The organism is Klebsiella sp. GG_Kp146, assembly GCF_040061975.1.
Lineage (GTDB): Bacteria > Pseudomonadota > Gammaproteobacteria > Enterobacterales > Enterobacteriaceae > Klebsiella > Klebsiella quasipneumoniae.
Map to the genome: position 1 here is coordinate 130,325 of NZ_JBEAHA010000008.1, position 25,269 is coordinate 155,593.

The 25,269-nt window shown below is 61.2% G+C and carries 26 protein-coding genes and 1 riboswitch; of the genes, 18 read left to right on the plus strand and 8 right to left on the minus strand.

Going from position 1 to position 25,269, the window contains the following annotated elements:
• Position 1: 1 nt before the first annotated feature.
• The 10 genes from ABLU95_RS10115 (at position 2) to ABLU95_RS10160 (ending at position 9,231) form a co-directional block, all read left to right on the plus strand.
• Positions 2-424: a thioesterase family protein gene (locus tag ABLU95_RS10115; protein WP_032454265.1), complete on the plus strand. Its 423-nt coding sequence runs from the start codon at positions 2-4 to the stop codon at positions 422-424.
• Entirely contained in the window at positions 421-1,026 is a 606-nt protein-coding gene (locus ABLU95_RS10120; RefSeq protein ID WP_023291250.1) for an outer membrane lipoprotein carrier protein LolA, read from the plus strand. The genes ABLU95_RS10115 and ABLU95_RS10120 overlap by 4 nt, the downstream gene beginning before the upstream one ends.
• Entirely contained in the window at positions 995-3,313 is a 2,319-nt protein-coding gene (locus ABLU95_RS10125) for an MMPL family transporter (RefSeq protein WP_348879355.1), read from the plus strand. Before ABLU95_RS10120 ends, ABLU95_RS10125 begins: the two co-directional genes overlap by 32 nt.
• Positions 3,310-3,894 (plus strand): DUF3261 domain-containing protein, encoded by a 585-nt coding sequence (locus ABLU95_RS10130; RefSeq protein ID WP_023291252.1) that lies wholly within the window; start codon positions 3,310-3,312, stop codon positions 3,892-3,894. Before ABLU95_RS10125 ends, ABLU95_RS10130 begins: the two co-directional genes overlap by 4 nt.
• A gap of 1 nt (position 3,895) precedes the next feature.
• On the plus strand, positions 3,896-5,065 hold the full coding sequence (locus ABLU95_RS10135; RefSeq protein WP_048298523.1) for a beta-ketoacyl-[acyl-carrier-protein] synthase family protein: 1,170 nt from the start codon (positions 3,896-3,898) through the stop codon (positions 5,063-5,065).
• Positions 5,062-5,538, plus strand: coding sequence for a 3-hydroxy-fatty acyl-ACP dehydratase (locus ABLU95_RS10140; RefSeq protein WP_087849081.1), 477 nt, complete (start codon positions 5,062-5,064; stop codon positions 5,536-5,538). The genes ABLU95_RS10135 and ABLU95_RS10140 overlap by 4 nt, the downstream gene beginning before the upstream one ends.
• Complete coding sequence (locus ABLU95_RS10145) at positions 5,535-6,266, plus strand: 3-ketoacyl-ACP reductase FabG2 (RefSeq protein WP_023291255.1); 732 nt, start codon at positions 5,535-5,537, stop codon at positions 6,264-6,266. Before ABLU95_RS10140 ends, ABLU95_RS10145 begins: the two co-directional genes overlap by 4 nt.
• A complete protein-coding gene (locus ABLU95_RS10150; protein WP_023291256.1) occupies positions 6,263-7,492 on the plus strand; it encodes a beta-ketoacyl-ACP synthase in 1,230 nt (409 codons plus the stop codon). The genes ABLU95_RS10145 and ABLU95_RS10150 overlap by 4 nt, the downstream gene beginning before the upstream one ends.
• A 1-nt stretch (position 7,493) precedes the next feature.
• Complete coding sequence (acpT, locus tag ABLU95_RS10155) at positions 7,494-8,081, plus strand: 4'-phosphopantetheinyl transferase AcpT (protein WP_048335496.1); 588 nt, start codon at positions 7,494-7,496, stop codon at positions 8,079-8,081.
• Between the two features lie 100 nt (positions 8,082-8,181).
• Entirely contained in the window at positions 8,182-9,231 is a 1,050-nt protein-coding gene (locus tag ABLU95_RS10160) for an AI-2E family transporter (protein ID WP_004202085.1), read from the plus strand.
• Here the strand turns inward: ABLU95_RS10160 and arnF are convergent.
• The 8 genes from arnF to ABLU95_RS10200 form a co-directional block, all read right to left on the minus strand.
• Positions 9,228-9,608 carry a 4-amino-4-deoxy-L-arabinose-phosphoundecaprenol flippase subunit ArnF gene (gene arnF / locus ABLU95_RS10165; RefSeq protein ID WP_032454284.1) on the minus strand — a complete coding sequence of 127 codons (381 nt, stop codon included), beginning with the start codon at positions 9,606-9,608 and terminating at the stop codon, positions 9,228-9,230. The genes ABLU95_RS10160 and arnF overlap by 4 nt on opposite strands.
• A complete protein-coding gene (arnE, locus tag ABLU95_RS10170; protein ID WP_023291259.1) occupies positions 9,608-9,946 on the minus strand; it encodes a 4-amino-4-deoxy-L-arabinose-phosphoundecaprenol flippase subunit ArnE in 339 nt (112 codons plus the stop codon). Before arnE ends, arnF begins: the two co-directional genes overlap by 1 nt.
• Complete coding sequence (gene arnT / locus ABLU95_RS10175) at positions 9,943-11,598, minus strand: lipid IV(A) 4-amino-4-deoxy-L-arabinosyltransferase (RefSeq protein ID WP_065883200.1); 1,656 nt, start codon at positions 11,596-11,598, stop codon at positions 9,943-9,945. Before arnT ends, arnE begins: the two co-directional genes overlap by 4 nt.
• On the minus strand, positions 11,598-12,500 hold the full coding sequence (gene arnD, locus ABLU95_RS10180) for a 4-deoxy-4-formamido-L-arabinose-phosphoundecaprenol deformylase (protein WP_065883201.1): 903 nt from the start codon (positions 12,498-12,500) through the stop codon (positions 11,598-11,600). The genes arnT and arnD overlap by 1 nt, the downstream gene beginning before the upstream one ends.
• Positions 12,497-14,482: a bifunctional UDP-4-amino-4-deoxy-L-arabinose formyltransferase/UDP-glucuronic acid oxidase ArnA gene (gene arnA, locus ABLU95_RS10185; protein WP_065812650.1), complete on the minus strand. Its 1,986-nt coding sequence runs from the start codon at positions 14,480-14,482 to the stop codon at positions 12,497-12,499. The genes arnD and arnA overlap by 4 nt, the downstream gene beginning before the upstream one ends.
• Positions 14,479-15,462: an undecaprenyl-phosphate 4-deoxy-4-formamido-L-arabinose transferase gene (arnC, locus tag ABLU95_RS10190; RefSeq protein WP_023291263.1), complete on the minus strand. Its 984-nt coding sequence runs from the start codon at positions 15,460-15,462 to the stop codon at positions 14,479-14,481. The genes arnA and arnC overlap by 4 nt, the downstream gene beginning before the upstream one ends.
• Position 15,463: 1 nt before the next feature.
• The gene (gene arnB, locus ABLU95_RS10195; protein WP_218810537.1) at positions 15,464-16,603 is read right to left on the minus strand and encodes a UDP-4-amino-4-deoxy-L-arabinose aminotransferase; all 1,140 of its coding nucleotides are present in this window, start codon (positions 16,601-16,603) and stop codon (positions 15,464-15,466) included.
• A gap of 396 nt (positions 16,604-16,999) precedes the next feature.
• Positions 17,000-17,506 (minus strand): phenolic acid decarboxylase, encoded by a 507-nt coding sequence (locus ABLU95_RS10200; RefSeq protein WP_167875413.1) that lies wholly within the window; start codon positions 17,504-17,506, stop codon positions 17,000-17,002.
• 97 nt (positions 17,507-17,603) lie between these two features.
• Between ABLU95_RS10200 and ABLU95_RS10205 the strand changes: the two genes are divergently transcribed.
• From ABLU95_RS10205 to ABLU95_RS10240, 8 genes are all read left to right on the plus strand, one after another.
• A complete protein-coding gene (locus ABLU95_RS10205) occupies positions 17,604-18,464 on the plus strand; it encodes a LysR family transcriptional regulator (protein ID WP_348879362.1) in 861 nt (286 codons plus the stop codon).
• 137 nt (positions 18,465-18,601) lie between these two features.
• The gene (nikA, locus tag ABLU95_RS10210) at positions 18,602-20,170 is read left to right on the plus strand and encodes a nickel ABC transporter substrate-binding protein (protein ID WP_086076390.1); all 1,569 of its coding nucleotides are present in this window, start codon (positions 18,602-18,604) and stop codon (positions 20,168-20,170) included.
• Entirely contained in the window at positions 20,170-21,114 is a 945-nt protein-coding gene (gene nikB, locus ABLU95_RS10215) for a nickel ABC transporter permease subunit NikB (protein WP_023291267.1), read from the plus strand. Before nikA ends, nikB begins: the two co-directional genes overlap by 1 nt.
• Complete coding sequence (gene nikC / locus ABLU95_RS10220; RefSeq protein WP_048298537.1) at positions 21,111-21,944, plus strand: nickel ABC transporter permease subunit NikC; 834 nt, start codon at positions 21,111-21,113, stop codon at positions 21,942-21,944. The genes nikB and nikC overlap by 4 nt, the downstream gene beginning before the upstream one ends.
• Complete coding sequence (gene nikD, locus ABLU95_RS10225; protein WP_117136568.1) at positions 21,944-22,708, plus strand: nickel import ATP-binding protein NikD; 765 nt, start codon at positions 21,944-21,946, stop codon at positions 22,706-22,708. The genes nikC and nikD overlap by 1 nt, the downstream gene beginning before the upstream one ends.
• Positions 22,705-23,496: a nickel import ATP-binding protein NikE gene (gene nikE / locus ABLU95_RS10230; protein ID WP_348879366.1), complete on the plus strand. Its 792-nt coding sequence runs from the start codon at positions 22,705-22,707 to the stop codon at positions 23,494-23,496. The genes nikD and nikE overlap by 4 nt, the downstream gene beginning before the upstream one ends.
• Positions 23,484-23,882: a nickel-responsive transcriptional regulator NikR gene (nikR, locus tag ABLU95_RS10235; RefSeq protein ID WP_023291271.1), complete on the plus strand. Its 399-nt coding sequence runs from the start codon at positions 23,484-23,486 to the stop codon at positions 23,880-23,882. The genes nikE and nikR overlap by 13 nt, the downstream gene beginning before the upstream one ends.
• 98 nt (positions 23,883-23,980) lie before the next feature.
• Positions 23,981-24,162, plus strand: a riboswitch (M-box (ykoK) riboswitch).
• Between the two features lie 56 nt (positions 24,163-24,218).
• Positions 24,219-25,232: a magnesium transporter gene (locus tag ABLU95_RS10240; RefSeq protein ID WP_023291272.1), complete on the plus strand. Its 1,014-nt coding sequence runs from the start codon at positions 24,219-24,221 to the stop codon at positions 25,230-25,232.
• Positions 25,233-25,269: the final 37 nt, after the last annotated feature.

Consider the following 25,269-nt stretch of genomic DNA (forward strand, 5'->3'; position numbering starts at 1 on the left):
GGTGCTTAACGATCCCCGTTTTACTGCTGAAGTAGAGCTAACCATTCCCTTTCACGACGTCGATATGATGGGCGTCGTCTGGCATGGCAACTATTTCCGCTACTTCGAAATTGCCCGCGAGGCGCTGCTTAACCAGTTCAACTACGGCTACCGGCAGATGAAAGCCTCCGGCTATCTGTGGCCGGTGGTGGATACCCGCGTGAAGTACCGGGACGTTATCACCTTCGAGCAGCGTATTCGCGTCCGCGCGCGTCTGGAAGAGTTCGAAAACCGCCTGCGCATTGGCTATGAAATTTTTGCCGCCGAGAGCGGCAAACGCACCACCACCGGCTACACCATCCAGGTCGCGGTGGACGAAAAAAGCGGCGAGATGTGTTTTGTCAGCCCGCAAGTTCTGTTTGAACGCATGGGGGTCACGCCATGAGATTGCTGCTGTTGGTGGGACTGTTCATCAGTCCGTTGGTTAGCGCCCTGACGCTCGATGACCTGCAAAAACAATTTAGCGAACAGCCGGTGGTGCGTGCCCACTTCGATCAAACCCGCACCATAAAGGATCTTCCGCAGCCGCTGCGATCCCAGGGGCGGATGTTGATCGCCCGCGACCAGGGCTTGCTGTGGGATCAAACCTCACCGTTCCCGATGCAACTGCTGCTGGATGACAAACGGATGGTGCAGGCGATTAACGGCCAGCCGCCGCAGACCGTCACCGCCGAAAACAACCCGCAGATGTTCCAGTTCAACCATCTGCTGCGCGCGCTGTTCCAGGCCGATCGTAACGTGCTGGAGGAGAACTTCCGCGTGGAATTCGCCGATAAAGGCGACGGGCGATGGACGCTGCGCCTGACGCCTGTCACCACGCCGCTGGATAAGATTTTCGCCAGCATCGATCTCGCCGGAAAAACCTACCTGGAGCATATTCAACTCAATGATAAACAAGGCGATCGCACCGATATCGCCCTTTCCCAACATCAACTGACGCCAGCGCAACTGACCGATGACGAACGCCAACGCTTTGCCGCCCAGTAAACGTCCTGCGCTGATCTGGGGCGTCGTCTGCCTGATACTGGCGGGCGCGCTGCTGGCGCTGTTGCCGCAGGCCCGGCTCAACAGCAGCGTGCTGGCGATGCTGCCCAAACAGACGCTCGGCGCGATCCCCCCCGCGCTGAACGATGGCTTTATGCAGCGTCTGGATCGCCAGCTGGTCTGGCTGGTCAGCCCCGGTAAACAGGCCGACCCGCAGGTGGCTCGCGACTGGCTGCGGTTGCTGCAAACCTCAGACGCGCTGGCCGAGGTCAAAGGCCCAATGGATGCCGCCAGTCAGCAGGCCTGGGGAACGTTTTTCTGGCAACATCGCAATGCGTTAATCGACCCCGCCACCCGCGCACGTCTGCAGGAGGGCGGCGAAGCGCAGGCCCAGTGGATCCTTTCGCAGCTCTATTCGGCGTTTTCCGGGGTCAGCGGTAAAGAGTTACAAAACGACCCGCTGATGCTGATGCGCGGCTCACAGCTGGCGATGGCGAATAGCGGCCAGCGGATGCAGCTGCAGGACGGGTGGCTGACCAGCAAAGACGCGCGAGGCAACGTCTGGTATCTGCTGCACGGCGAGCTGGCGGGTTCGTCGTTCGATATGCGACAGACGCACCGCCTGGTGACCACCCTCGCGCAGCTTGAAAAGGAATTAAAAGCGCGCCACCCGCAGGCGCAGCTGCTGTCGCGCGGCACCGTATTTTACAGTGATTACGCCAGCCAGCAGGCGAAGCGCGATATCTCCACTCTCGGCGCGGCCACCCTGTTCGGCGTCATCCTGTTGATCGTGGCCGTGTTCCGCTCGCTGCGTCCGCTGCTGTTATGCGCGATCTCTATCGCTATCGGCGCACTGGCCGGCACCGTTGCCACGCTGCTGCTGTTTGGCGAGCTGCATCTGATGACCCTGGTGATGAGCATGAGCATTATTGGCATTTCCGCAGATTACACGCTCTATTACCTGACCGAACGGATGGTCCATGGCGCAGCGGCTTCACCGTGGCAAAGCCTTGTTAAAGTACGGAAAGCGCTGCTGCTGGCGCTGCTTACCACCGTGGCGGCTTATTTAATCATGATGCTGGCCCCCTTCCCGGCCATTCGCCAGATGGCGCTATTTGCGGCCGTGGGGCTAAGCGCCTCATGCCTGACGGTGATTTTCTGGCAGCCATGGCTGTGCCATGGGCTCCCGGTGCGTCCCGTTCCAGCGATGGTGCTGATGTCGCGCTGGCTCGCGGCATGGCGGCGTAACAAAAAACTCGCCATCGGTCTGCCGGTGGTTCTGGCCATTTTCTCCCTGACGGGGCTCGCTCTCCTGCGGGTGGATGACGATATCTCACAGCTGCAGGCGCTACCGCAGAATATCCTCTCCCAGGAGCATGCCATCACCGCGCTTACTAGCCAAAGCGTCGATCAAAAGTGGTTCGTGGTTTACGGCGACACGGCGCAACAAACGCTGCAGCGGCTTGAAGCCTTTATGCCCGCACTGGCTAAAGCGCAAACCGACGGAATGCTTGGCGGGTATCGCGCCATTCCGCTCAATTCACTGGCCCGCCAGCAGGAGGATCTGGCCCTGCTGAAGCAGGCGGCGCCGGCCGTCGGCCAGGCGCTGAATAACGCCGGACTCACCGCTGTTCACCCCGACCTGCGGCCGATGCCGGTGACAGTCGGCGACTGGCTTGCCAGTCCGGCCAGCGAAGGCTGGCGGCTGCTATGGCTGACGCTGCCGGATGGCGAAAGCGGCGTACTGGTGCCAGTGAGCGGGGTGAAAGATAGCGCGGCGCTGAAGGCGCTCAGCACAACCCAGACTGGCGTGGCGTGGGTCGATCGTAAAAGCGATTTCGACCAGCTTTTCGCGCTCTACCGTCATATTTTAACCGGGCTGCTCGGCGTTGCGCTGGCGGTGATTGCCTGCGGCGCCGCTATCCGCCTTGGCTGGCGCAAGGGCTTAATAAGCCTGGTGCCGTCGGTATTGTCGCTGGGATGCGGCCTGGGGGCGTTGGCGCTCACCGGCCACGCCGTTAACCTGTTCTCCTTACTGGCGCTGGTGCTGGTACTTGGGATTGGCATCAACTACACCCTGTTTTTCAGCAACCCGCGCGGCACGCCGCTGACATCGCTGCTGGCGGTTACCCTGGCGATGATGACCACCTTATTAACGCTTGGCATGCTGGTGTTTAGCGCCACCCAGGCCATCAGCAGCTTTGGCACTGTCCTGGTCAGCGGTATTTTCACCGCTTTCCTGCTGTCGCCGCTGGCGATGCCGAGCAAAAAAGAGAAAAAAAGACGATGAGAAGACCATCATTCTGGCGCGCCTTCGCGCTCTTCGCCGCCTTATTGCTGGCCGGCTGCAGTCATTCGCCGCCGGAGCCGCAAGGCCGTCCGCAGGCGTGGCTGGAGCCGGGTACGCGCGTCACGTTACCGCCGCCGGGCATCTCGCCGGCCATCAGTTCCCAGCAGTTATTGACCGGCCGCTTCAACGGCCAAACCCAGTCGCTGCTGGTGCTGCTCAATGCCGATGATAAAAAGCTCACGCTGGCGGGCCTGTCGTCCGTCGGTATCCGCCTGTTCCTGGTGACCTATGATCAACAAGGGCTGCGCGCGGAACAGTCGATGGTGATCCCGCAACTGCCGCCCGCCAGCCAGGTGCTGGCCGATGTGATGCTCAGCCACTGGCCGCTTAGCGCATGGCTGCCGCAGCTGCCGAAAGGCTGGACGCTAACCGACCGCGGCGACAAACGCGAACTGCGTAACGCGCGCGGAAAACTGGTCACCGACATCACCTATATCAACCGCAAAGGCAAGCGCGTGCCGATTAGCATCGAGCAGCACGTCTTTAAATACCACATCACCATTCAATACCTGGGTGACTGAGATGATCTTCATTTCTGCTGTCGGCATGATTAACGCCCTGGGACGCGATAATGATGAAATCGCCGCCAATCTGGCCCGCGGTATAGCGCCCGGCATGCGCCCGCGTGAAGGGTGGTTACAGGGGCATCCGCAGGCGATTTTCGCGGGGGTGGACGGCGAACTACCCGCCATTCCCGATACCTTTCGCGACCATCGTTCGCGCAATAATCAGCTGCTGCTGGCGGCGCTGGCGCAGATCCAGCCGCAGGTGGATCGCGCCATCGCCCGCTATGGCCGGGCTCGGGTCGCCGTGGTGTTGGGCACCAGTACGTCAGGGCTGGATGAAGGCGACGTACACGTTAATTTGACGCTTAACGGCAAGGCGAGCGAGGCCTGGCGCTATCCACAGCAGGAGCTGGGCGACCCGTCGCGTTTTCTCAGCCGCTGGCTGGCGCTGGATGGTCCGGCATATACCCTGTCAACCGCCTGCTCCTCCAGCGCGCGGGCGATAATCAGCGGACGGCGGCTCATTGAGGCGGGGCTGGCAGATGTGGCGATCGTCGGCGGCGCGGATACCCTTAGCCGGATGCCCATCAACGGCTTTCACAGCCTGGAGTCGCTCTCCACGACGCAGTGCCAGCCGTTTAGCCGCGACCGCTGCGGGATCACCATCGGCGAAGGGGCGGCGCTGATGCTGCTGACCCGCGAGCCGCAGCCCATCGCGCTGCTGGGTATCGGCGAATCCAGCGACGCCTGGCATATTTCCGCCCCGCATCCCCAAGGAGAAGGGGCGATGCGCGCCATTCAGCAGGCGCTGGACGACGCGGGCATCATGCCGGAGCAGGTGGGTTACATTAACCTGCACGGCACCGCTACGCGGCTTAACGACCAGATAGAAGCCCGGGTGATCAACGCGCTGTTTGGCGAAAGGGTGCCCTGTAGTTCCACCAAACATCTGACCGGACATACGCTGGGTGCGGCAGGGATCACCGAGGCCGCCATCGGCATGCTGATCCTGCAACGCAATCTGTTGTTACCGGCACAGGATTTCAGCCAGTCTCCGCAGGATGACACGCTACCGCCGTGCGGGCTCATTGAACATCCGCAGCCGCTGTCGCGGCCAGTTATCCTGTCGAACTCTTTTGCCTTTGGCGGCAATAACACCAGCATCCTGCTCGGGAGAATGTCATGAGCCACTTTTTATCACCCGGCAGTTACCTGCCGCACGACGCGCCGATGCTGCTGCTGGAAGAGGTCGAGGAGGTGACCGCCGACACCGCCACCTGCCGCGTCGCGGTCTCACCCGGCAGCGTTCTGGCGCCATTTCTCGATACCAACGGCGATCTTCCCGGCTGGTTCGCCCTTGAATTAATGGCGCAGACCGTCGGCGTCTGGTCCGGCTGGCACCGCCAGCAGCAAGGACAAACATCGCTCGCTTTAGGCATGGTGCTGGGCGCGCGCGAACTGGTTTGCGCGGCCGGGAGCCTGCCGGGCGGAAAGACGCTGTCCATCAGCGTGAAGCTCTTGATGCAGGATGAACGTTTCGGCAGCTTCGAAGGCACCATTATGGTGGACGATGACGTCCTGGCCAGCGGGCGGGTCAACACCTTCCAGCCCACAACAGAAGAACTTAGCACTTTATTTCAACAAGGAGCGTCAGAATGAGTCGTTCAGTTTTGGTTACCGGCGCCAGCAAAGGCATCGGTCGCGCTATCGCCTGCCAGCTGGCAGCGGACGGTTTTGTGGTGGGCGTCCACTATCATCGCGACCGCGCGGGGGCGCAACAGACGCTGGAGGCGATAACCGCCGCTGGCGGCGACGGCCGGCTGCTGAGTTTTGACGTCGCCGATCGTCAGCAATGCCGCGAGGTACTGGAGCAGGATATGGCCGACCATGGCGCGTGGTATGGCATTGTCAGCAACGCCGGCATCGCCCGCGACGGCGCCTTCCCGGCGCTTGGCGATGACGACTGGGACGCCGTGATCCACACCAACCTCGACAGTTTTTATAACGTCATTCATCCCTGCATCATGCCGATGATTAGCGCGCGCCAGGGCGGACGTATCATCACCCTCTCCTCGGTTTCCGGCGTCATGGGCAACCGCGGCCAGGTCAACTACAGCGCCGCCAAGGCGGGCATTATCGGCGCCACCAAAGCGCTGGCGATAGAACTGGCAAAACGCAAAATCACCGTTAACTGTATTGCGCCGGGTCTTATCGACACCGGGATGATTGACATGGAAGAGCACGCGCTGAAAGAGGCGATGACCATGATCCCGATGAAACGCATGGGTCAGGCAGACGAGGTGGCCGGGCTTGCCAGCTATTTAATGTCGGATATCGCGGGCTACGTCACCCGCCAGGTCATTTCCATCAACGGGGGGATGCTATGATACGCCGGGTGGTCATTACAGGGATGGGCGGGGTGACCGCGTTTGGCGAAAACTGGCAGGATGTCGCCACCAGGCTGCGGGAATATAAAAATGCGGTGCGTAAGATGCCTGAATGGCTGGCGTATGACGGACTGCATACGCTGCTGGGGGCGCCAATCGACGATTTCACCCTGCCGGAGCATTATACCCGCAAGCGTATCCGCGCGATGGGGCGGGTATCGCGACTCTCCACCCGCGCCACTGAGCTCGCGCTGGAGCAGGCCGGGCTTATCGGCGACACCGTGCTGACCAACGGCCAAACCGGCATCGCTTACGGCTCGTCAACCGGTAGTACCGGTCCGGTGAGCGAGTTCGCCACCATGTTGACGGAGAAACATACCAACAATATCACCGGCACTACCTATGTGCAGATGATGCCGCATACTACCGCGGTGAATACCGGATTATTCTTCGGTCTGCGGGGGCGCGTGATCCCCACCTCCAGCGCCTGCACCTCCGGCAGCCAGGCGATTGGCTACGCCTGGGAAGCTATTCGCCATGGTTACCAAACGGTGATGGTGGCCGGCGGTGCCGAGGAGCTCTGCCCTTCGGAAGCCGCGGTATTCGATACCCTCTTCGCCACCAGCCAACGCAATGACGAACCGGCCCTCACCCCCTCTCCGTTCGATGAACAGCGAGATGGTCTGGTGATTGGCGAAGGCGCCGGCACGCTGATCCTTGAAGATCTCGAGCATGCCAAAGCGCGCGGCGCAACCATCTATGGTGAGATCGTCGGGTTCGCCACTAACTGCGATGCGGCCCATATTACCCAGCCGCAGCGCGAAACCATGCAGATCTGCATGGAACAATCGCTAAACATGGCGGGCTTAAGCCCCCGGGATATCGGCTATATTTCGGCCCACGGCACCGCCACCGATCGCGGCGATATCGCGGAAAGCCAGGCAACGGCGGCCGTTTACGGCGACAGCGTGCCGATCTCTTCGCTGAAAAGCTATTTCGGCCATACGCTTGGCGCTTGCGGGGCGTTAGAAGCGTGGATGAGCCTGCAGATGATGCGCGAAGGCTGGTTTGCGCCAACGCTGAATCTCCATAAACCGGACGCCAACTGTGGCGAACTGGATTACATCATGGGGGAAAAGCGCAAACTGGAGTGTGAATTCCTGCAGAGCAACAACTTCGCCTTCGGCGGCATTAACACCTCAATCATTATTCGACGCTGGCCTTGAAATGTATCAGCTTTTTCTGGGTAAGATCTCCGCCCTTAGCGCCCTGCCGTTACCGCCTGCGTTGATGGCGCAGGCGCCGGACGGACCGCGACGAGCCAGCTGGCTTGCCGGCCGCGCGCTGCTGGCGCAGGCGGCTGCCCCGCTGACGGATATTCAGCTTGGCGAACAGGGCAAGCCTGCCTTCCCCGTCGCGCGCGGGCTGTGGTTTAACCTTAGCCACAGCGGCGACGATATTGCCCTGCTGCTCAGCGATAAAGGCGAGGTGGGTTGCGACATCGAAGTGATTCGCCCGCGCGAAGGCTGGCGCCGCCTGGCTAACGCCCTGTTCAGCGAAAGCGAGCACCAGGAACTGGCGCAGGCTTCGCCGGCGCAGCAGCTCACGGTCTTCTGGCGTATCTGGACGCGCAAAGAGGCGCTGGTGAAACAGCGCGGCGGCAGCGCCTGGCAGATGGCCTCCGTTGACAGCGCCTGTCACGGCCCGCTGTCGCTCAGCCAGATTCTGCACGATGGGTTAAGTATTGCGGTCTGTACGCCGACGCCGTTCACGCTGACGGACGCGCGCATTCAACATTTCAGCGGCGTGGTTTAAGCGATCAAAAGATGATGGCGGAAAAGCCGCTCGCCTTTCGGAATATTGGCAGCCAGCGAACCGCTACACTTATCAGGCGCGACTCACAAAAGGAATACCTATGTCCCCTCCGCAGGCTGATAAAGCCGGGCTCCATATTTTACTTAAGCTGGCGGCGCTGGTGATTATCCTCGCCGGGATCCACGCCGCCGCCGATATTCTGGTGCAGCTCCTGCTGGCGCTGTTTTTCGCTATCGTCCTCAACCCGCTGGTCACCTGGTTCATTCGCCGCGGGGTGCGGCGCCCGTTCGCCATTACGCTGGTGGTGACGGCAATGCTGGTCATGCTGACCGCGCTGCTTGGCGTGCTGGCGGCGTCGCTCAATGACTTTGTCGCCATGCTGCCCGATTTCAACCGCGCCCTGACGCGTAAGATCGTCCAGCTCCAGGAGTATCTCCCCTTTCTCAACCTGCATATCAATCCGGAGCGCATGCTGCGACGTATGGATTCAGAACGGCTGATGACCTGGGCCACGACGCTGATGACCCAGCTTTCCGGGGCGATGGCCAGCATTGTGCTGCTGGTAATGACGGTGATCTTTATGCTGTTTGAGGTTCGCCACCTGCCCTACAAACTGCGTTTTGCCCTCAATAACCCTCGCCTGCATATCGCCGGGCTGCACCGGGCGCTGAAAGGCGTCACCCACTATCTGGCGCTGAAAACGCTGATCAGCCTGTGGACCGGCCTGATTGTCTGGCTGGGGCTGCTGGCGATGGGGGTGCAGTTCGCGCTGATGTGGGGGGTGCTGGCGTTCCTGCTGAACTATGTGCCGAATATCGGCTCCGCCATCTCCGCCATCCCGCCCATGCTGCAGGCGCTGCTGTTCAGCGGCATCTATGAGTGCCTGCTGGTCGGGGCGCTGTTTCTGGTGGTGCATATGGTGTTGGGCAACATGGTGGAGCCGCGCATGATGGGCCACCGGCTGGGGATGTCGACCCTGGTGGTGTTCCTGTCGCTGCTGGTCTGGGGCTGGCTGCTGGGGCCGGTGGGAATGCTGCTCTCGGTGCCGTTAACCAGCGTCTGTAAAATCTGGATGGAGACCACCGTCGGGGGCAGCAAGCTGGCGATCCTGCTCGGCCCGGGGCGCCCCAAAAGCCGGCTCCCCGGCTAGCGGCGTTTCACCGGCCAGAAGATGGTCAATACGCCGGCGACGATAATCGCCACGCCCAGCAGCGATTGCCAGTGGAACGGCTCATGCCAGCCGGGCAGCCAGATGGCGGCGGCCCAAACGAGGATATAGCTCAGGCTCAGCAGCGCATACGCTTTCGACAGCGGCAGACGGTGGAGGGCAAAGTACCAGCAGACCATCGACAGCAGGTAGCCCAGCAGGCCGAAAAACAGGCCGAAGGTGCCGGGCTGGAGATGCAACAGATGCTGGAGAAACGCCAGAATATCGGTCAGCGGCGGCAACACCACCATGGCGCTGCGCAGTAGCAGCTGCGCGCCGCTGACGAGGCCGACGCTGAATAATGCCCAGAGAAAGCCCATCAGACGCTGGTCCCCAGAATGACAATGCCCACGACGATCAACCCGACGCCAAACCAGTGGCGGGGAGCGACCGGCTCATGCCAGATGCCCCAGCCCGCGAGGGTGACCCAGACGAAGTTCAGACTCAGCATCGGATAGGCGATGCTCACCGGAATTGACTGCAGGACGCTCAGCCACAGCAGCATGCCGCAGCCGAGGCATAACAGCGCCATCCCCAGCCAGAAGAGTATATGACGACTCCGCCGTCCGCGACGGGACGGGCGGGTCGCCTGTTTCTGGCACAGCTGTCCGGCGCAGCTCAGCAGGCTGGCGAACACCAGACAGATCCAGACGCTCATTGCGGCAGATACTGAAGGAAAACGACCCGCCCCAGCTCGTAAGCGTTATCGGGTTTCGGTAACGGTAAGTCGAGCATACTCTCTCCTTTATCCATCAACAGCACCAGCGAGACCGGCCCCTGCTGACGATGCGCGGCCAGCCAGTCGGCAAACCCGGCCTGGCTGACAAAGCTTCCCTGAGCGTCCGGCCAGTCGAGACCGTACTTCAGCTCACCCTGTTTGTCGAACATAATAATATCGCTTCGCTTCAGCTCCCAGGCCAGGCCGCCGGCGATCCCGACGTTGTTGGTCAGGACGTAGCGGCTGGGCTGCAGGGATTCGCTGACGATATCCACGAGGAACTGCGGCTGTTTGCTGTCGATAACCCGGTCCGGGATGGCGAAGCCCACCAGCAGCGCCAGGCCGAGCGGGCAAAGCGCCGCCAGGCTCCAGCGGCGGCCAGCGTCTTTCATCGCCAGCCAGCCCATCAGCGCCCAGACGGCGAAGGCGATCGCCGCCAGCAGACATTTATACAGCTCAATCTTGGTCCACACCGGCTTGTGCATCACGCCCCAGGGCGAGACCACCAGCACGGCGATCAGCCCCAGCAGGCCGACGCCCAGGTTGATCATCCCGTTGACCCGTAACGCTTTCGCGCCGGTCTTCGCCGCCTCCAGCGCGTAGCGCGCCATCAGGATCGACAGCGGCGCAAAGCACGGCAGGATATAGGTCGGCAGTTTGCCTTTGGCGATACTGAAGAACAGGAGCGGCATCGCCACCCAGCCTAACAGATACAGCGCGCCGCGGGCCTCATCGCGCTCAAGCCAACCGCGCTTCAGCGCCCCCGGCAGCAGGGCCAGCCACGGCAGGCTGCCGGCGATCAGGAACGGGAGGTAGTACCAGAACGGCGCTTTGTGCTGGGCGTCTTTTTCGGCGAAACGCTGAATATGCTCGACCCAGAAGAAGTAGCGCCAGAAGTCCGGCTCGCGCTGGGCGATAGCCAGCCCCCAGGGCAGCACCACCAGCGTACAGACGACCACCGCCAGCCAACCGTAGGTCAGCACTTCACGCCAGCGTCGACGGGCGATCACCCACGGCAGAACGCCCACTACCGGCACCGCCAGCGCAAGGAAGCCTTTGGTCATCACCCCCATACCGCAGGCGACGCCCAGCAGCGCGTAACCCAGTATTTTGCCGCTGCGGCTCTGCGCCTGCGTCGCGCCCCAAAAACAGCACATCGCCAGCGCCAGCCACAGGGTGATCATCGGGTCCAGCACCGCATAGGTGCCAATCGCATACACCAGCATCGCGGTGAGAAAAATCACCGGCGACAGGACAGCTACCTTTTTGTCGCGAAAGACGCGCCACGCCAGCCAGGCCACCAGCACGGCGGTCATGGTGATGGCGAAGACCGACCCAAAGCGTACGCCGAAGTTATTATGGCCAAACAGCCATTGACCGATACTGTTGATCCAGTAACCGGCAATCGGCTTTTCGAAATAGCGCAATCCGAGAAAATGCGGCACCACCCAGTCGCCGGTGGCCAGCATTTCACGGCTGATCTCCGCGTAGCGGGTTTCATCGGGTTGCCAGAGCAAACGGAAATTAAGCGGCAGCAGGTAATACAGCGCAAACAGCGCAATCAGAGAGACGCCATAGCGAATGCTTTTCATCAAACACCCGAAGTCAGTAATTGTTCACGTCCGAGCCAGCCTTCCCGGCCAGCCAGTTCACCCCGAACCACTTTGCCAGACGGCAGCTCGCTAAAGTCAGCGGGCAACAGCTGGCTCAGTGGGCAAAACTGAATGTCTTCTTCCGCCGCCATGGTCAGCAGTTCATTGAACTGATCCGCGTAGGCAATGCCTTCCACTTCGGCGTGAATGGTATAGACCGGCACGCCCGGGTCGCGATGGATGCAGTCGAGGAGATAGCGGTTAAAGCCGGCGATTTCCACCGCCGTGCCCACCGCCTCGTCCCAGGTCGGCAGCGTGACCGGGATCTGCACCGTACCGGAGACACCGCTGCCGAGCTGGGGCAGAAACGGCCGCGTGCCGCGACAGTCACTGTTGTAGAGGAAATCGAAGGATTCTTTGGCTTTCACCACTCGCTGATCGGCGCGCCAGCCGGCGACAGCCGAGCAGGTGACCGGCCGGCCGATGATGCGTTCGAGCTCCAGCAGGCCGCGCTCAACCTCCAGCGTCAGCCGTTCCTGCGGCCAGACGCCGCTCCACGCCTGCCAGCTGTAGTGGTCCCAGGCGTGCAGGCCCACTTCATGAGACTCGGCGGCGGCGCGGATCACCGCTTCGTTCCCCGCGCCGATGCGGCGTCCCGGCCAGGCGGTGCCGGCCAGCAGAATATCCCAGCCGTACAGCGAGGCCGCTCTGGAGCGCAGCATCTTCCACAGAAACTTCGGTTTTACCAGGCGCCACAGGTGGCGTCCCATATTGTCCGGCCCGACGCTGAAGAAGAAGCTTGCCTGGATCCCGTGCTGACCCAGCAGGTCCAGCAGCCGCGGAACGCCGTCCCGCGTGCCGCGAAAGGTATCGACATCTATGCGTAAGCCGACCTGTTTCATGGATGTTTAGCGTCCACCAGTTCAACCGTGCGCAGGAAGAAGTCCAGCGTATGCTCAACGGTCTCTTCCATCTCCACCTTCGGCTCCCAGTTCAGGCAGCGTTTGGCGTTGCGGATGCTCGGTTTGCGATGCTCAACGTCCTGATAGCCCTTGCCGTAGTAGTCGCTGCTTTCCACTTCGCGGAAGCCGGCAAACGGCGGGAAGCGATCGCGCAGCGGATGACGTTCGAAGCAGGCCAGCAGCATCTCCGCCAGCTCTTTGATGCTCGCTTCGTTATCCGGGTTACCGATGTTGATGATCTGCCCGTCGCAGCGGCCGTCTTTGTTCTCGATGATGCGGAACAGCGCTTCGATACCATCGCTGATGTCGGTGAAGCAGCGCTTCTGCTTACCGCCTTCGATGAGCTTGATCGGCGAGCCTTCCACCAGGTTGAGGATCAGCTGGGTGATGGCGCGGGAGCTGCCGATACGCGCGGCGTTGAGGTTATCCAGACGCGGCCCCATCCAGTTGAACGGACGGAACAGGGTGAACTTCAGGCCATTCTTATCGCCATAGGCCCAGATCACGCGGTCCAGCAGCTGCTTGGAGACCGAGTAGATCCAGCGCTGTTTGTTGATCGGCCCGACCACCAGATTGGAAGTGTCTTCGTCGAAGTTTTTATCAGTGCACATGCCGTACACTTCCGAGGTCGACGGGAAGATGATGCGCTTATTGTATTTCACGCAGTCGCGGATGATCTTCAGGTTCTCTTCGAAATCCAGCTCGAAGACGCGCAGCGGGTTGCGGGTGTACTCGATAGGGGTGGCGATGGCCACCAGCGGCAGCACCACGTCGCATTTCTTAATGTGATATTCGATCCACTCGGAGTGAATGCTGATATCGCCTTCCACAAAGTGGAAACGCGGGCAGTCGAGGAAACGGCTGATGGCGTCGGAGCCGATATCCAGGCCGTAAATCTCATAGTTGTCGTCCTGCAGCAGGCGTTCGGTCAGATGGTTACCGATAAAGCCATTGACGCCGAGGATCAGCACCCGGGTGCGACGCTTAACCGCCACCACCGGTTTGCTGCTGATCACCGCCCCGGACACCAGGCCCAGCCCCTGCGCCAGCTGGGCGCCCTGCATGTACACCCCGCGTTCGGTCTGGCCGGTGACAATCTCCAGCGCCCCCTCCTGGCACGCCACGATCAGCGGCGCAACGGAGATAACGGTACCCGGTTTGGCTGCCGGCAGATCATGACGGACGCGGGATTTCCAGACGATAAACTTGTTCGCGCCGGCGTAGCCGAAGGCGCCCGGCCACGGATCGGAGACCGCACGCACCAGATTGTGCAGGGTCTGCGCCGGCTGCTCCCAGTCGAGGCGGCCATCTTCCGGGGTACGACGCCCCACATAGGTCGCCTGGCTGTGATCCTGCGGACGTTCATCGGTGGTTCCGGCGAGGATCGCCGGCAGCGCCTGGCCCAGCAGCCCGGTGGCGGCGGCGCACAGCTTGCGGTGCAGCGTCAGGGCGGCGTCATCCGGGCCAATCGCCACGGCCTGCTGGGCGACGATATCCCCCGCGTCGGCGCGGTTCACCATTCGGTGCAGGGTGACGCCGGTTTCGCTTTCGCCATTGACCAGCACCCAGTTCAGCGGCGCGCGGCCGCGATATTTCGGCAGCAGCGAACCGTGCAGGTTAAACGCCCCTTTCGGCGCGAGACGGAGGATCTCATCGCCCAGCAGATTGCGGTAGTAGAAGGAGAACAGCACGTCCGGCTTCATCTCGCGGATACGCTCAATCCACAGCGGATGGTTCACGTCTTCCGGCGCCCACACCGGAATGCCCTGCTCGGCAGCAAGGCGCGCCACGGAGCCAAAGAAATGGTTTTCGCCAGGGTTATCCGGGTGGGTGAAAATAGCAGCGATATCATACCCGGCGTCCAGCAGAGCCTGGATACCGGTGCAGCCCATATCGTGATAAGCGAAGACTACGGCTTTCATGAACGATCTTCCTCTTTAGATGCCGTTTCCGGCTGGCGAACAACACGTTGAATAAAGTAGCGGGGACGCGCGCGCACGTCGTTATAGATGCGTCCGATATACTCCCCGAGCAGACCCATACCGATAAACTGGGCGCCGATAAACATAAACAGCACGGCGAAGAGCATAAACACCCCTTCCGCCGCCCACTGCGGGCCGAAGGCCAAACGCAGCACCACCAGCAGCAGGCCGAAGGCGAAGCCCAGCAGGGCTATCACGCTGCCGAAAATGCTGAGCAGACGCAGCGGCGTGGTGGTCAGACAGGTCACCAGGTCGTACATCAGGTTGATCAGGCGCATAAAGCTGTATTTGGAGTCGCCGAATTCACGCTCGGCGTGCATCACCGGGATCTCCACCGCGCGACGGGCGAAGGTATTCGCCAGAATCGGGATAAAGGTGCTGCGCTCGTGACAGTTGAGCATCGCGTCGATAATGTGGCGACGGTAGGCGCGCAGCATGCAGCCGTAGTCGCCCATCGCTTTGCCGGTGGTGCGCTGGATCAGGCGGTTGATCATCTTCGAGGCGGTTTTGCGGAAGATGCTGTCCTGACGGTTCTGACGGACGGTGCCCACCACGTCGTAACCTTCATCCGCCTTCGCCACCAGCCGCGGGATCTCTTCCGGCGGGTTTTGCAGGTCGGCATCAAGGGTAATAATCAGATCGCCCGTCACATGGCTGAAGCCGGCCATGATCGCCGAGTGCTGGCCGTAGTTACGGTTTAATAGCACGGCGACGACGTGACTGCCTTCCGCCTCGGCGGCTTCGGTGAGCATGCGCGCGGAATCGTCGCTGCTGCCATCGTCGATCAGCAGAATTTCATATTGCCGCCCCAGCGTGGCGCAGGCGGTTTCCGTACGACGAAGCAGCTCCGGCAGGCTATCCTGTTCGTTATAAACCGGGATAACCACCGAGACCTTCTTCACGGGAGGGTAAGTAAGCATATCAACGTCCTGACAGCTGGCGCAGTGCGGAAATGACGCGAGTGACATCGTCATCGGTCATGTCCGGGAACAACGGGAGAGAACAGATGCGGGCGCTGTTCCATTCGGTATTCGGCAGGGAAACCTCAGGGAAGCGCTCGCGGTAATATTTTTGCGTATGGGCCGCACGGAAGTGCAGACCGGTGCCGATACCCATCGCCTTCAGCTTTTCCATCAACGCGTCGCGGCTGATGCCGCACGCAGCCTCATCGACGCGGATGATAAACAGATGCCAGGCGTGCTGGTGATCCCAGGCCGGGACGGTCAGGGGCGTAAACGGCGTGTCCGCCAGTTCGCGCAGATAGCGCTGGGCAATTTCCGCCCGGCGCTGGTTGGCGTGAGGCAGTTTTTCCAGCTGGACCAGCGCCAGCGCGGCGTTGATGTCGGCAAGGTTGTATTTAAAGCCCGGAGCGATCACCTCCGCCTGCGGCGCGCGGCCGTGGGTCTGGCGGTCATAGGCGTCCACGCCGAGGCCATGGAATTTCAGGCTACGGATGCGGGAGGCCAGCTCGTCGTCGTCGGTGACAACCAGCCCGCCTTCAGCGCAGGTCATATTTTTGATCGCGTGGAACGAGAAAATCGCGGTCCCCTGGCAGCCTACGTGGCGGCCTTTATAGTGGGTCCCCGCCGCATGGGCGGCGTCTTCGATCACCGGGATGCCATGGCGCTCGCCCACCGCGCGAATGGCGTCGATATCGGCTGGCGCCCCCGCGTAGTGCACAGGAATAATCGCTTTGGTCCGCGAGGTGATCGCCGCTGCCACCGCCTCAGGGGTGATCATCAGATTGTCGTTATCGACATCGATCATCACCGGCGTGGCGCCCAGCAGGCAGATCATATTGAGGGTGGAGACCCAGGTCTGGGACGGCGTAATGACTTCATCGCCGGGGCCAATACCCAGCGCCATCAGGGTCACGTGCATCCCGCCGGTCGCTGAACTGACGGCAATCGCGTGGCGGTTGCCGGTCAACTGGCAGAATGCCGCTTCAAGTGCCTGATTCTTCGGCCCGGTGGTGATCCAGCCCGACGCTAAAACTTCACGCAGCGCTGCCAGCTCTGCGTCGCCCATCGACGGGCGCGAAAAAGGCAAAAAATCGCTCATCATCATCCTGTTCTGTAGATGACCCACGCACAAATCAGGGTCGTTAGAATAAAATATCCTGCGCCTGTGGACTTAAACGAAATTAAAATGAAGTGAGTTCAGCGCGGCATTCCATTTCAGGGTATTTCGACAACTATTAATGTAGTTGACCTTGCTTAGGATAATATTAAGAAATTAATCTTTTCTCAGCATGGCCAAATAAATCATTAAGAAACAGAATGATAGGTTTTATTTATGGCAGAATTTTGACAAAAAAACGTTCCTGTCTGGAAAAGCAAACAGGAACGCTATCGCGGAAAGTAAACGGGGGTTAAACCAGATAACAATTAATGACGCTGTCTTTGTCACGCTTGATGACAAAAAGTTAGCGCAGATCACAAAGTTATTTCTGCTTAATTACAAATTTGCAGGAAAATCCGCAGGCAATTCACTCGCCGGGCAATTAATTACCTCATCATTATCTGCGCCACAGTCGCGAATGAAGGTGATGGTGGCGAACTCGTCAATCACTTCTGTCGGGTAGGCCGGGCCGGCATCGCGGTAAGAATTCATCAGCGGAATGTGATCGTTCTGGAAGCAGACGGTTTTTTCCGGGTTATTCATGATCCAGCGCGGGAAGAAGATGGTGCCGTGGAACAGTTTATCGCCCAGGTTGACGATCAGGCTCACGTCGGTACCGGTCGGTTCGGTCCAGGAGATTTTGTAGATACTTTCCCCCACCCGCACGATGTACGCTTCCTGATCTTTCACCCAGCGATTGCCGACGATGCCGCTGTGAATACGATAGTCGAGGGTATGGTCGTTTTTGACGTAAATTTCGTAGTTCCAGCCGTTGTCGTAGGTGTAGACCAGATGTTTACCGATAAAGCCGCTGAGGTCATGTTTGTCGAAAGTGCTCATCATTTATTCTCCTCTGTGTTGTTGAGGACAGCATACGTCTTTAAAAATTGAATGAATAACGCTATGTTTGGATTAAATACATCCAAATTTTAGATTGATTATGCACAAGACAACCCTGGAGCAGTGGGCATTACTGGAAAAGGTCGTGGAACTCGGGAGCTTTGCCAGAGCGGCGGAGGAGACCAACCGCAGTCAGTCTTCGGTGAGCTATAACCTCGCGCTGCTGCAGGAGCGCTTAGGGGTGGCGCTGCTGGCGCCGTCCGGTCGGCGGGCGGTGCTGACCCCGGCCGGCGAACTGCTGCTGAATCAGGTCAAACCGTTGCTGCAGGCCTTCGCCTACGTTGAGACGCATGCTGCCACTCTGCGCAACGGGGCGCGCACCCGTCTGGACCTGGTGGTCGACAGCATTTTCCCACGCCAGCGGCTGTTCGCCATTTTGCGCCAGTTTCAGCAGCGTTATCCGCAGACTCAGGTCAGACTCACCGAAGTGCTGGAAAATATTGATGACGAGGGCGCGGCGCGAACGGAAGCCGATGTCATGGTTCTGACCCGCCGCCAGGATATTACCGGCCGCGGAGAGTGGCTGATGAATATTGATTTTATCGCCGTCGCCCACCGCGACCATCCTCTCGCCGCCCTCGACGGTCCGCTGGAGGATAGCGCGCTGGCGCCATGGCCGCTGGTGCGCATTGCCGACCAGACTGGCGATGGCCAGGCGACGCGTGACGCCTGGACCTTCTCCACCATTGACGCGGCCATTGATGCGGTGATGTATCAGGTCGGCTTCGGCTGGCTGCCGGAAGAGCGCATTCGTTCCCATCTCGATCAGGGCGTGCTGAAGCGGCTGCCCCTCAGCCACGGCGTGCGCCGCGCGACGCCGCTGCATCTGATCGTCAAGCGGGATCTGGCGCCGATCGACGAACAGGTGGCCACGCTGCTGGGGTTGTTCCGGGCGCCCTGAGGGGTAAGGCGGCGCCTGCCCCTGCGCATAATCATACGGATTACTTATACTTTCCGGCGCAATATTGATCCAGGTTACTCCGAAAGTATGATGAATCACTAAAATCGTCATACTTTCCTGTCGCTGAGAACGCCGTCTTGTCTATTTTCCGCCTCACTCTGCTGGCGCTGGTCGCCTGCGCCCCTCTGCTGGCTCAGGCCGCGCAGCACTCGCTTACTACCGCCTGGCCGGTGAACGTCGGCCCGCTGAATCCGCATCTCTATACGCCCAACCAGATGTTTGCCCAAAGCATGGTCTATGAACCGCTGGTGAAGTATCAGGCTGACGGCAGCGTGCAGCCCTGGCTGGCGACCCGCTGGCGCCACTCCGCCGATGGTAAAACCTGGTGGTTTACCCTGCGCGAGGATGTGACCTTCTCCAACGGCGAACCCTTTAACGCCCAGGCCGCGGCGGCTAATTTCCAGGCGGTGCTCGCCAACCGCCAACGCCACGCCTGGCTTGAGCTCGCCAATCAGATAACCGACGTGCGGGCGCTCAGCGCCAGCGAGCTGCAGCTCACTCTGAAAAGCGCCTACGCCCCCTTACTACAAGAGCTGGCCCTGCCGCGCCCGTTCCGCTTTATCGCCCCCTCGCAGTTTATCGATGGCGGCACCGCCAACGGCATCAAAGCCCCGATCGGCACCGGGCCGTGGCGACTGGCGAGTTCGCAGCTCAATCAGCGCGACGTGCTGGTACGCAACGAACGCTACTGGGGTAATAAACCCGCGCTACAGCAAATCACCATCAAAGTGATCCCCGACGCCACCAGCCGCGCGGTGGCGTTCGAAACCGGAGAAATCGACATGCTCTACGGCGACGAGGGGCTGCTGCCGCTGGATACCTTCGAACGCTTTCGTCATCACCCCGGCTACGCGGCTCGTCTCTCCGCCCCGGCGGAGACGGTGATGCTGGCGCTGAACGCCAGCCAGGGCCCGACCCGCGAGCAGGCGGTTCGCGAGGCGCTCAACTACGCCGTCGACAAGCAGACCCTCGTCGATAGCGTGCTCTACGGCACCCAGCAGGTTGCCGACACCCTGTTTGCGCCCTCGGTCCCCTACGCCCCGCAGGATCTGACGCCGCGCCGTTACGACCCGGCAAAAGCCCGCGCCCTGCTGGCGCAGGCCGGCTGGCAGCAACCGGAAGGCCAGCCCTGGCGACAAAAGGCCGGGCAACCGCTGGCGATTGAGCTGGCGTTTATCGGCACCGACGCGCTGGCTAAATCGATGGCCGAAATTATTCAGGCCAATCTGCGGGAGGTCGGCGTCCGCGTCACCCTGGTGGGCGAGGAGGAGAGCAGCATCTATGCGCGCCAGCGCGAAGGGCGGTTCGGCATGATCTTCAATCGCACCTGGGGCGCCCCCTACGATCCGCATGCCTTTTTAAGCTCGATGCGCGTGCCCTCCCATGCCGATTATCAGGCCCAGCGCGGCCTGCCCGACAAAGGGCTGATTGATAAAGAGATTAGCGAGGTGCTGACCACCAGCGACGAGGCGCAGCGGAAACGGTTGTACCACGATGTGCTGAGCCGCCTGCACCAGGACGCGGTGTACCTGCCCATCAGCTATGTCTCGCTGATGTCGGTTGCGCGCCGGGAGGTCGGGGAGATCCCGTTCGCGCCGGTGAGCACCGAGATCCCTTTCGACCAGATTAAACCGGTAACGCCATAATGTTACGCTATATTTTACGCCGCCTGCTGCTGCTGATCCCGCTGCTGCTCGCCGCCTCCGCCATCATCTTTCTGCTGCTGCGGCTCGGCACCGGCGACCCGGCGCTGGATTATTTACGCCTGTCGAACCTGCCGCCCACTGAAGAGATGGTCGCCTCGACCCGCGAACTGCTGGGGCTCAACCAGCCGCTGGCGATGCAGTATCTGCACTGGCTGTGGCGGGCGCTGCACCTGGACTTTGGCCTCTCCTATGCCACCCGGCGACCGGTGCTGGATGACCTGCTGCACTTCCTGCCGGCCACCCTGCTGCTCACCGGCGCGGCGCTGGCGCTGATCCTCGTCACCTCGCTGCCGCTGGGGATCTGGGCGGCGCGCCATCGCGATCGCCTGCCGGACTTTGCTGTGCGGCTGATAGCCTTCCTCGGCGTGTCGATGCCGAACTTCTGGCTGGCCTTTCTGCTGGTGATGCTTTTTTCCGTGCATCTGCAGTGGCTTCCGGCGATGGGGTACGGCGACTGGCAGCACCTGATATTGCCCGCCGTCTCCATCGCCTTTATGTCGCTGGCGATCAACGCCCGCCTGCTGCGCGCCAGCATGCTGGAGGTCTCCAGTCAGCGTCACGTGGTGTGGGCGCGGCTGCGCGGCTTGAGCGCGCGCCAGGTGGAGCGGCGGCATATCCTGCGCAACGCCACCCTGCCGGTGGTGACCGCCATGGGCATGCACATTGGCGAGCTGATCGGCGGCACCATGATTATTGAAAATATCTTTGCCTGGCCGGGGGTCGGCCGCTACGCGGTTTCCGCGATCTTTAATCGCGATTACCCGGTGATTCAGTGCTTTACGCTGATGATGGTCACGGTGTTCGTGCTCGCTAACCTGGCGGTGGATGTGCTCAACGCGGCGCTCGACCCGCGCCTGCGCCGCCATGAGGAGGTGAGCGTATGAGATGGCTGCGAAACTTCCGCTGGCCGGTGAAACTGGCCCTGCTGGTTATTGCGCTGCTGGCGGTCATCGCCATCGGCAGCGGCTGGTGGCTCCCCTCGGATCCGGCGGCGATTAACCTGCAGCAGCGACTGCTGCCGCCAGGGGCAGCGCACTGGCTGGGGACCGATCATCTAGGACGGGATATTTTCTCGCGCCTGCTGGCCGCTACCCGCGTCTCGCTGGGGGCGGTAATGGCCTGCCTGCTGCTGGTGCTGCTGATCGGTCTGGCGGTTGGCGGCAGCGCCGGGCTGCTGGGCGGCCGCGCCGACCGCGGCCTGATGCGCCTCGCCGAACTGTTTATGACCTTTCCAACCTCGATCCTGTCGTTCTTTATGGTGGGGGTGCTCGGCACCGGGCTGACCAACGTGATCCTCGCCATTGCGCTATCGCACTGGGCCTGGTACGCCAGAATGGTGCGTAATCTGGTGGTCTCCCTGCGCCAGCGCGAATTTATCCTCGCCGCCCGCCTGAGCGGCGCCAGCCAGTGGCGGCTGTTCAGCGACCATCTGGCAGGGGCGGTGATCCCCTCGCTGCTGGTGCTCGCCTCACTGGATATCGGCCATATGATGCTTCACGTGGCCGGTATGTCGTTCCTTGGCCTCGGCGTCAGCGCGCCGACGGCGGAATGGGGGGTGATGATCAACGATGCCCGGCAGTATATCTGGACCCAGCCGCTGCAGATGGTCTGGCCGGGGCTGGCGCTGTTCATCAGCGTGATGGCCTTTAACCTGCTGGGCGACGCGCTGCGCGATCGCCTCGATCCTCACCTGATCGCGGAGCATAGCCACTGATGCCGCAAAAGATCCAACTGCAACAGATCGCCCTTGCCGCCGACCGCCCGCTGGTCAGCGACGTCTCTCTTACCCTGCGCCGCGGCAAGGTGCTGGCGCTGCTCGGCAGCAGCGGCAGCGGGAAATCGCTTACCTGCGCCGCCGCGCTGGGCCTGCTGCCGCCCGGCGTCAGCCAGACCGCCGGCCGGGTGTTGCTTGACGGCATGCCGGTGCACGGCGAACAGCTGCGCGGCGCGACTATCGCCACCATCATGCAGAACCCACGCAGCGCCTTTAATCCGCTGCATACCATGGCCGCCCACGCCCGGGAAACTTGCCGGGCGGCGGGACGCGAAGCGAATGACGCCGCCCTGCTGGCGGTGATGGAAGAGGTGGGTCTGGATAATCCGCGCTCGCTGCTCAGCCGCTATCCCTTCGAGATGAGCGGCGGCATGCTGCAGCGGATGATGATCGCCCTCGCCCTGCTCAGCCGCGCGCCCTTTATCATCGCCGACGAGCCGACCACCGACCTCGATGCCATCGCCCAGGCGCGGATCCTCGATCTGCTGGCGGATATCGTCGCCAGCCGCAGTCTGGGGCTACTGCTGGTGACGCATGACATGGGCGTTGTGGCGCGGCTGGCGGATGACGTGACGGTCATGGAGAACGGTCGCCTCGTTGAACAGTGCGATGTAAACACGCTGTTCAGCGCCCCACAGCACCCGCTGAGCCAGCGCCTGCTGGCGGCGCATCTGGCGCTGTACGGACTGGAGAAAACAGCATGAATTTACTCAGCGTCAACGGGGTGAGCCACGATTACCCCCACCACGGCAGGGTCCTGCACGAGATCCAACTCGCCATCGCCCCCGGCGAAACGGTGGCCCTGCTCGGGCGCAGCGGCTGCGGCAAGAGCACCCTGGCGCGGATGCTGGTGGGCCTGGAAACGCCGCAGCACGGCGATATTGTCTGGCGCGGCACACCGCTGACCGCCCTGAAGGGTGAGGGCATCGGCGCCTTCCGCCGTGATATTCAGCTGGTGTTTCAGGATGCCTTCAGCGCGGTGAATCCGCGCAAAACGGTGCGCGAGATCGTCAGCGAGCCGCTGCGCCATCTGTTCCGCTTGTCGCGCGAGGAGCGCGCACGGCGGGTGGAAGAGATGCTGCACGCGGTCGACCTTTCCACGACGCTGCTCGATAAACGCCCGGCGCAGCTCAGCGGTGGACAGTTGCAGCGCGTCTGCCTGGCTCGCGCCCTGGCGGTGCGGCCGCAGCTGTTGATCCTGGATGAAGCGGTCTCGAATCTCGATCTGCTGCTGCAGGCGGAGATTATCGCCCTGCTGAAGCGCCTGCAGGCCCGGTTTGGCACCGCCTGCCTGTTCATTACCCACGACCTGCGGCTGGTGGAGCGCTTTTGCCAGCGGGTGCTGGTGATGGAGCACGGACGCATCGTCGAAACCGCAACGGTCAGTCTACCGCTGCGCCTGCGCTCCCCTGCCGGACAGGCGCTCCAGCAGGCGGTGCTGCCACCTTTTCCTGCCACTCTGCTCAACGAGGCCATGCCATGCAGCGCGTAACCCTGACCCTTGATGATGACCTGCTGGCCGCTCTCGATGCGCTCAGCGCCCGCCGCGGCTACCACAACCGTTCGGAGGCGGTACGCGATATTCTGCGCGACGCCCTCAACCAGGATCCCGCGCCGTCGGAGCCGCGGCGCGGTTATGCCGTCCTGTCATATGTCTACGAGCATGAAAAACGCGAACTGGCGAGCCGGCTGGTGGCCACCCAGCATCATCATCACGATCTCTCCGTCGCCACGCTGCATGTGCATATCAGCCATGACGACTGCCTGGAGATTGCGGTGCTGAAGGGAGACATGGCCGAGGTGCAGCATTTTGCCGACGACGTGATTGCCCAGCGCGGTGTGCGCCATGGGCATTTGCAGTGTTTAGCGGATGATTAACTATTTGAAAATGCCTGGGTGGTTTATCAACAGTTGATAAACCACCTAAACTATACGCTTGGTGAATTATCCCTCTTCGCCAATAATGGCGCCTCATTTAACGATCTCGTTATGGCGAGGCTCCTGCATAAATACAAGTTACCGCCCTGTTGGTATCGAGAGAGACCACTCAGGGAAATACAGGCTTCCATCGAATCAAGGTGTTGCCAAGGTAACTTCTGGCGGTCATGACCGTTCAGATACGTTATGCAGTGCTAAAACCAGGACGTAGGGATCTGCCTGCGCTAACCCTGTCTTGTTCGCCCCTATGAGTGATTTTTTATAGGGATTTTAATCATGTCTTCCATTCAACTCTGCGCCGCCCATCAGGCGACCTCTGGCTTCGACGGCGATGCCATCGCACAGTACATGCGTACCGACTTTATTACGCTGCAGGAACATCTCAGCGTCCATGAAGCGCGGGAGCACTTTATCTCACAGCTCACCAGCGATGATATTCCCGGCCAGGTGTTTGTGGTCGCCGGCAAGAAGCTGCGCGGCAGCCTGTCGGTCAAAAAGCTACTGCAGGAAGGGGATGTCGGGCAGTCTATCCGCTACCTGATGGACAGCTGCCTGTTCCGCGTCAAACCTGACGATGAACGCCCGCAGGTGATAGCCGAGCTCAACGAGCGCGGCCTCGACCTGGTTCCCGTCGTCGATAAAGGCGAGCTGGTCGGCTGCCTGATGGAAAAGGAGATCGCCCATCTGCTGGAGGATGACGTCACCGAGGACGCCCAGCTGCAGGGGGCGACGCTGCCGCTGGAAAAACCGTATCTGGACATCAGCCCCTGGACGCTGTGGAAGAAACGCTCGGTGTGGCTGCTGCTGCTGTTCGTGGCCGAAGCCTACACCAGCAGCGTGCTGCAGCATTTTGAAGAGGCGCTGGAATCGGCCATCGCGCTGGCCTTCTTTATTCCGCTGCTCATCGGTACCGGCGGCAACAGCGGAACGCAGATCACCTCGACGCTGGTGCGCTCGATGGCGCTGGGAGAAGTACGGCTGCGCGATATGGGGCGGGTGATCCGCAAAGAGGTATCGACCTCATTTCTGATTGCCTTAACGCTGGGGCTGGCGGGCTGCCTGCGCGCCTGGATGATGGGCATCGGCATGGAAATCACGCTGATCGTCAGCCTGACGCTGGTATGCATTACCCTGTGGAGCGCGATTGTCTCGTCGGTCATCCCGATGGTACTTAAACGGATCGGCATCGACCCGGCGGTGGTTTCCGCGCCGTTTATCGCCACGCTGATCGATGGCACCGGACTGATCATCTATTTCAAAATCGCCCAGTATTTTCTTGGGTTGAACTAACCTACACGCCCGGGCGCCGAATGCCCGGGCCCTTAGT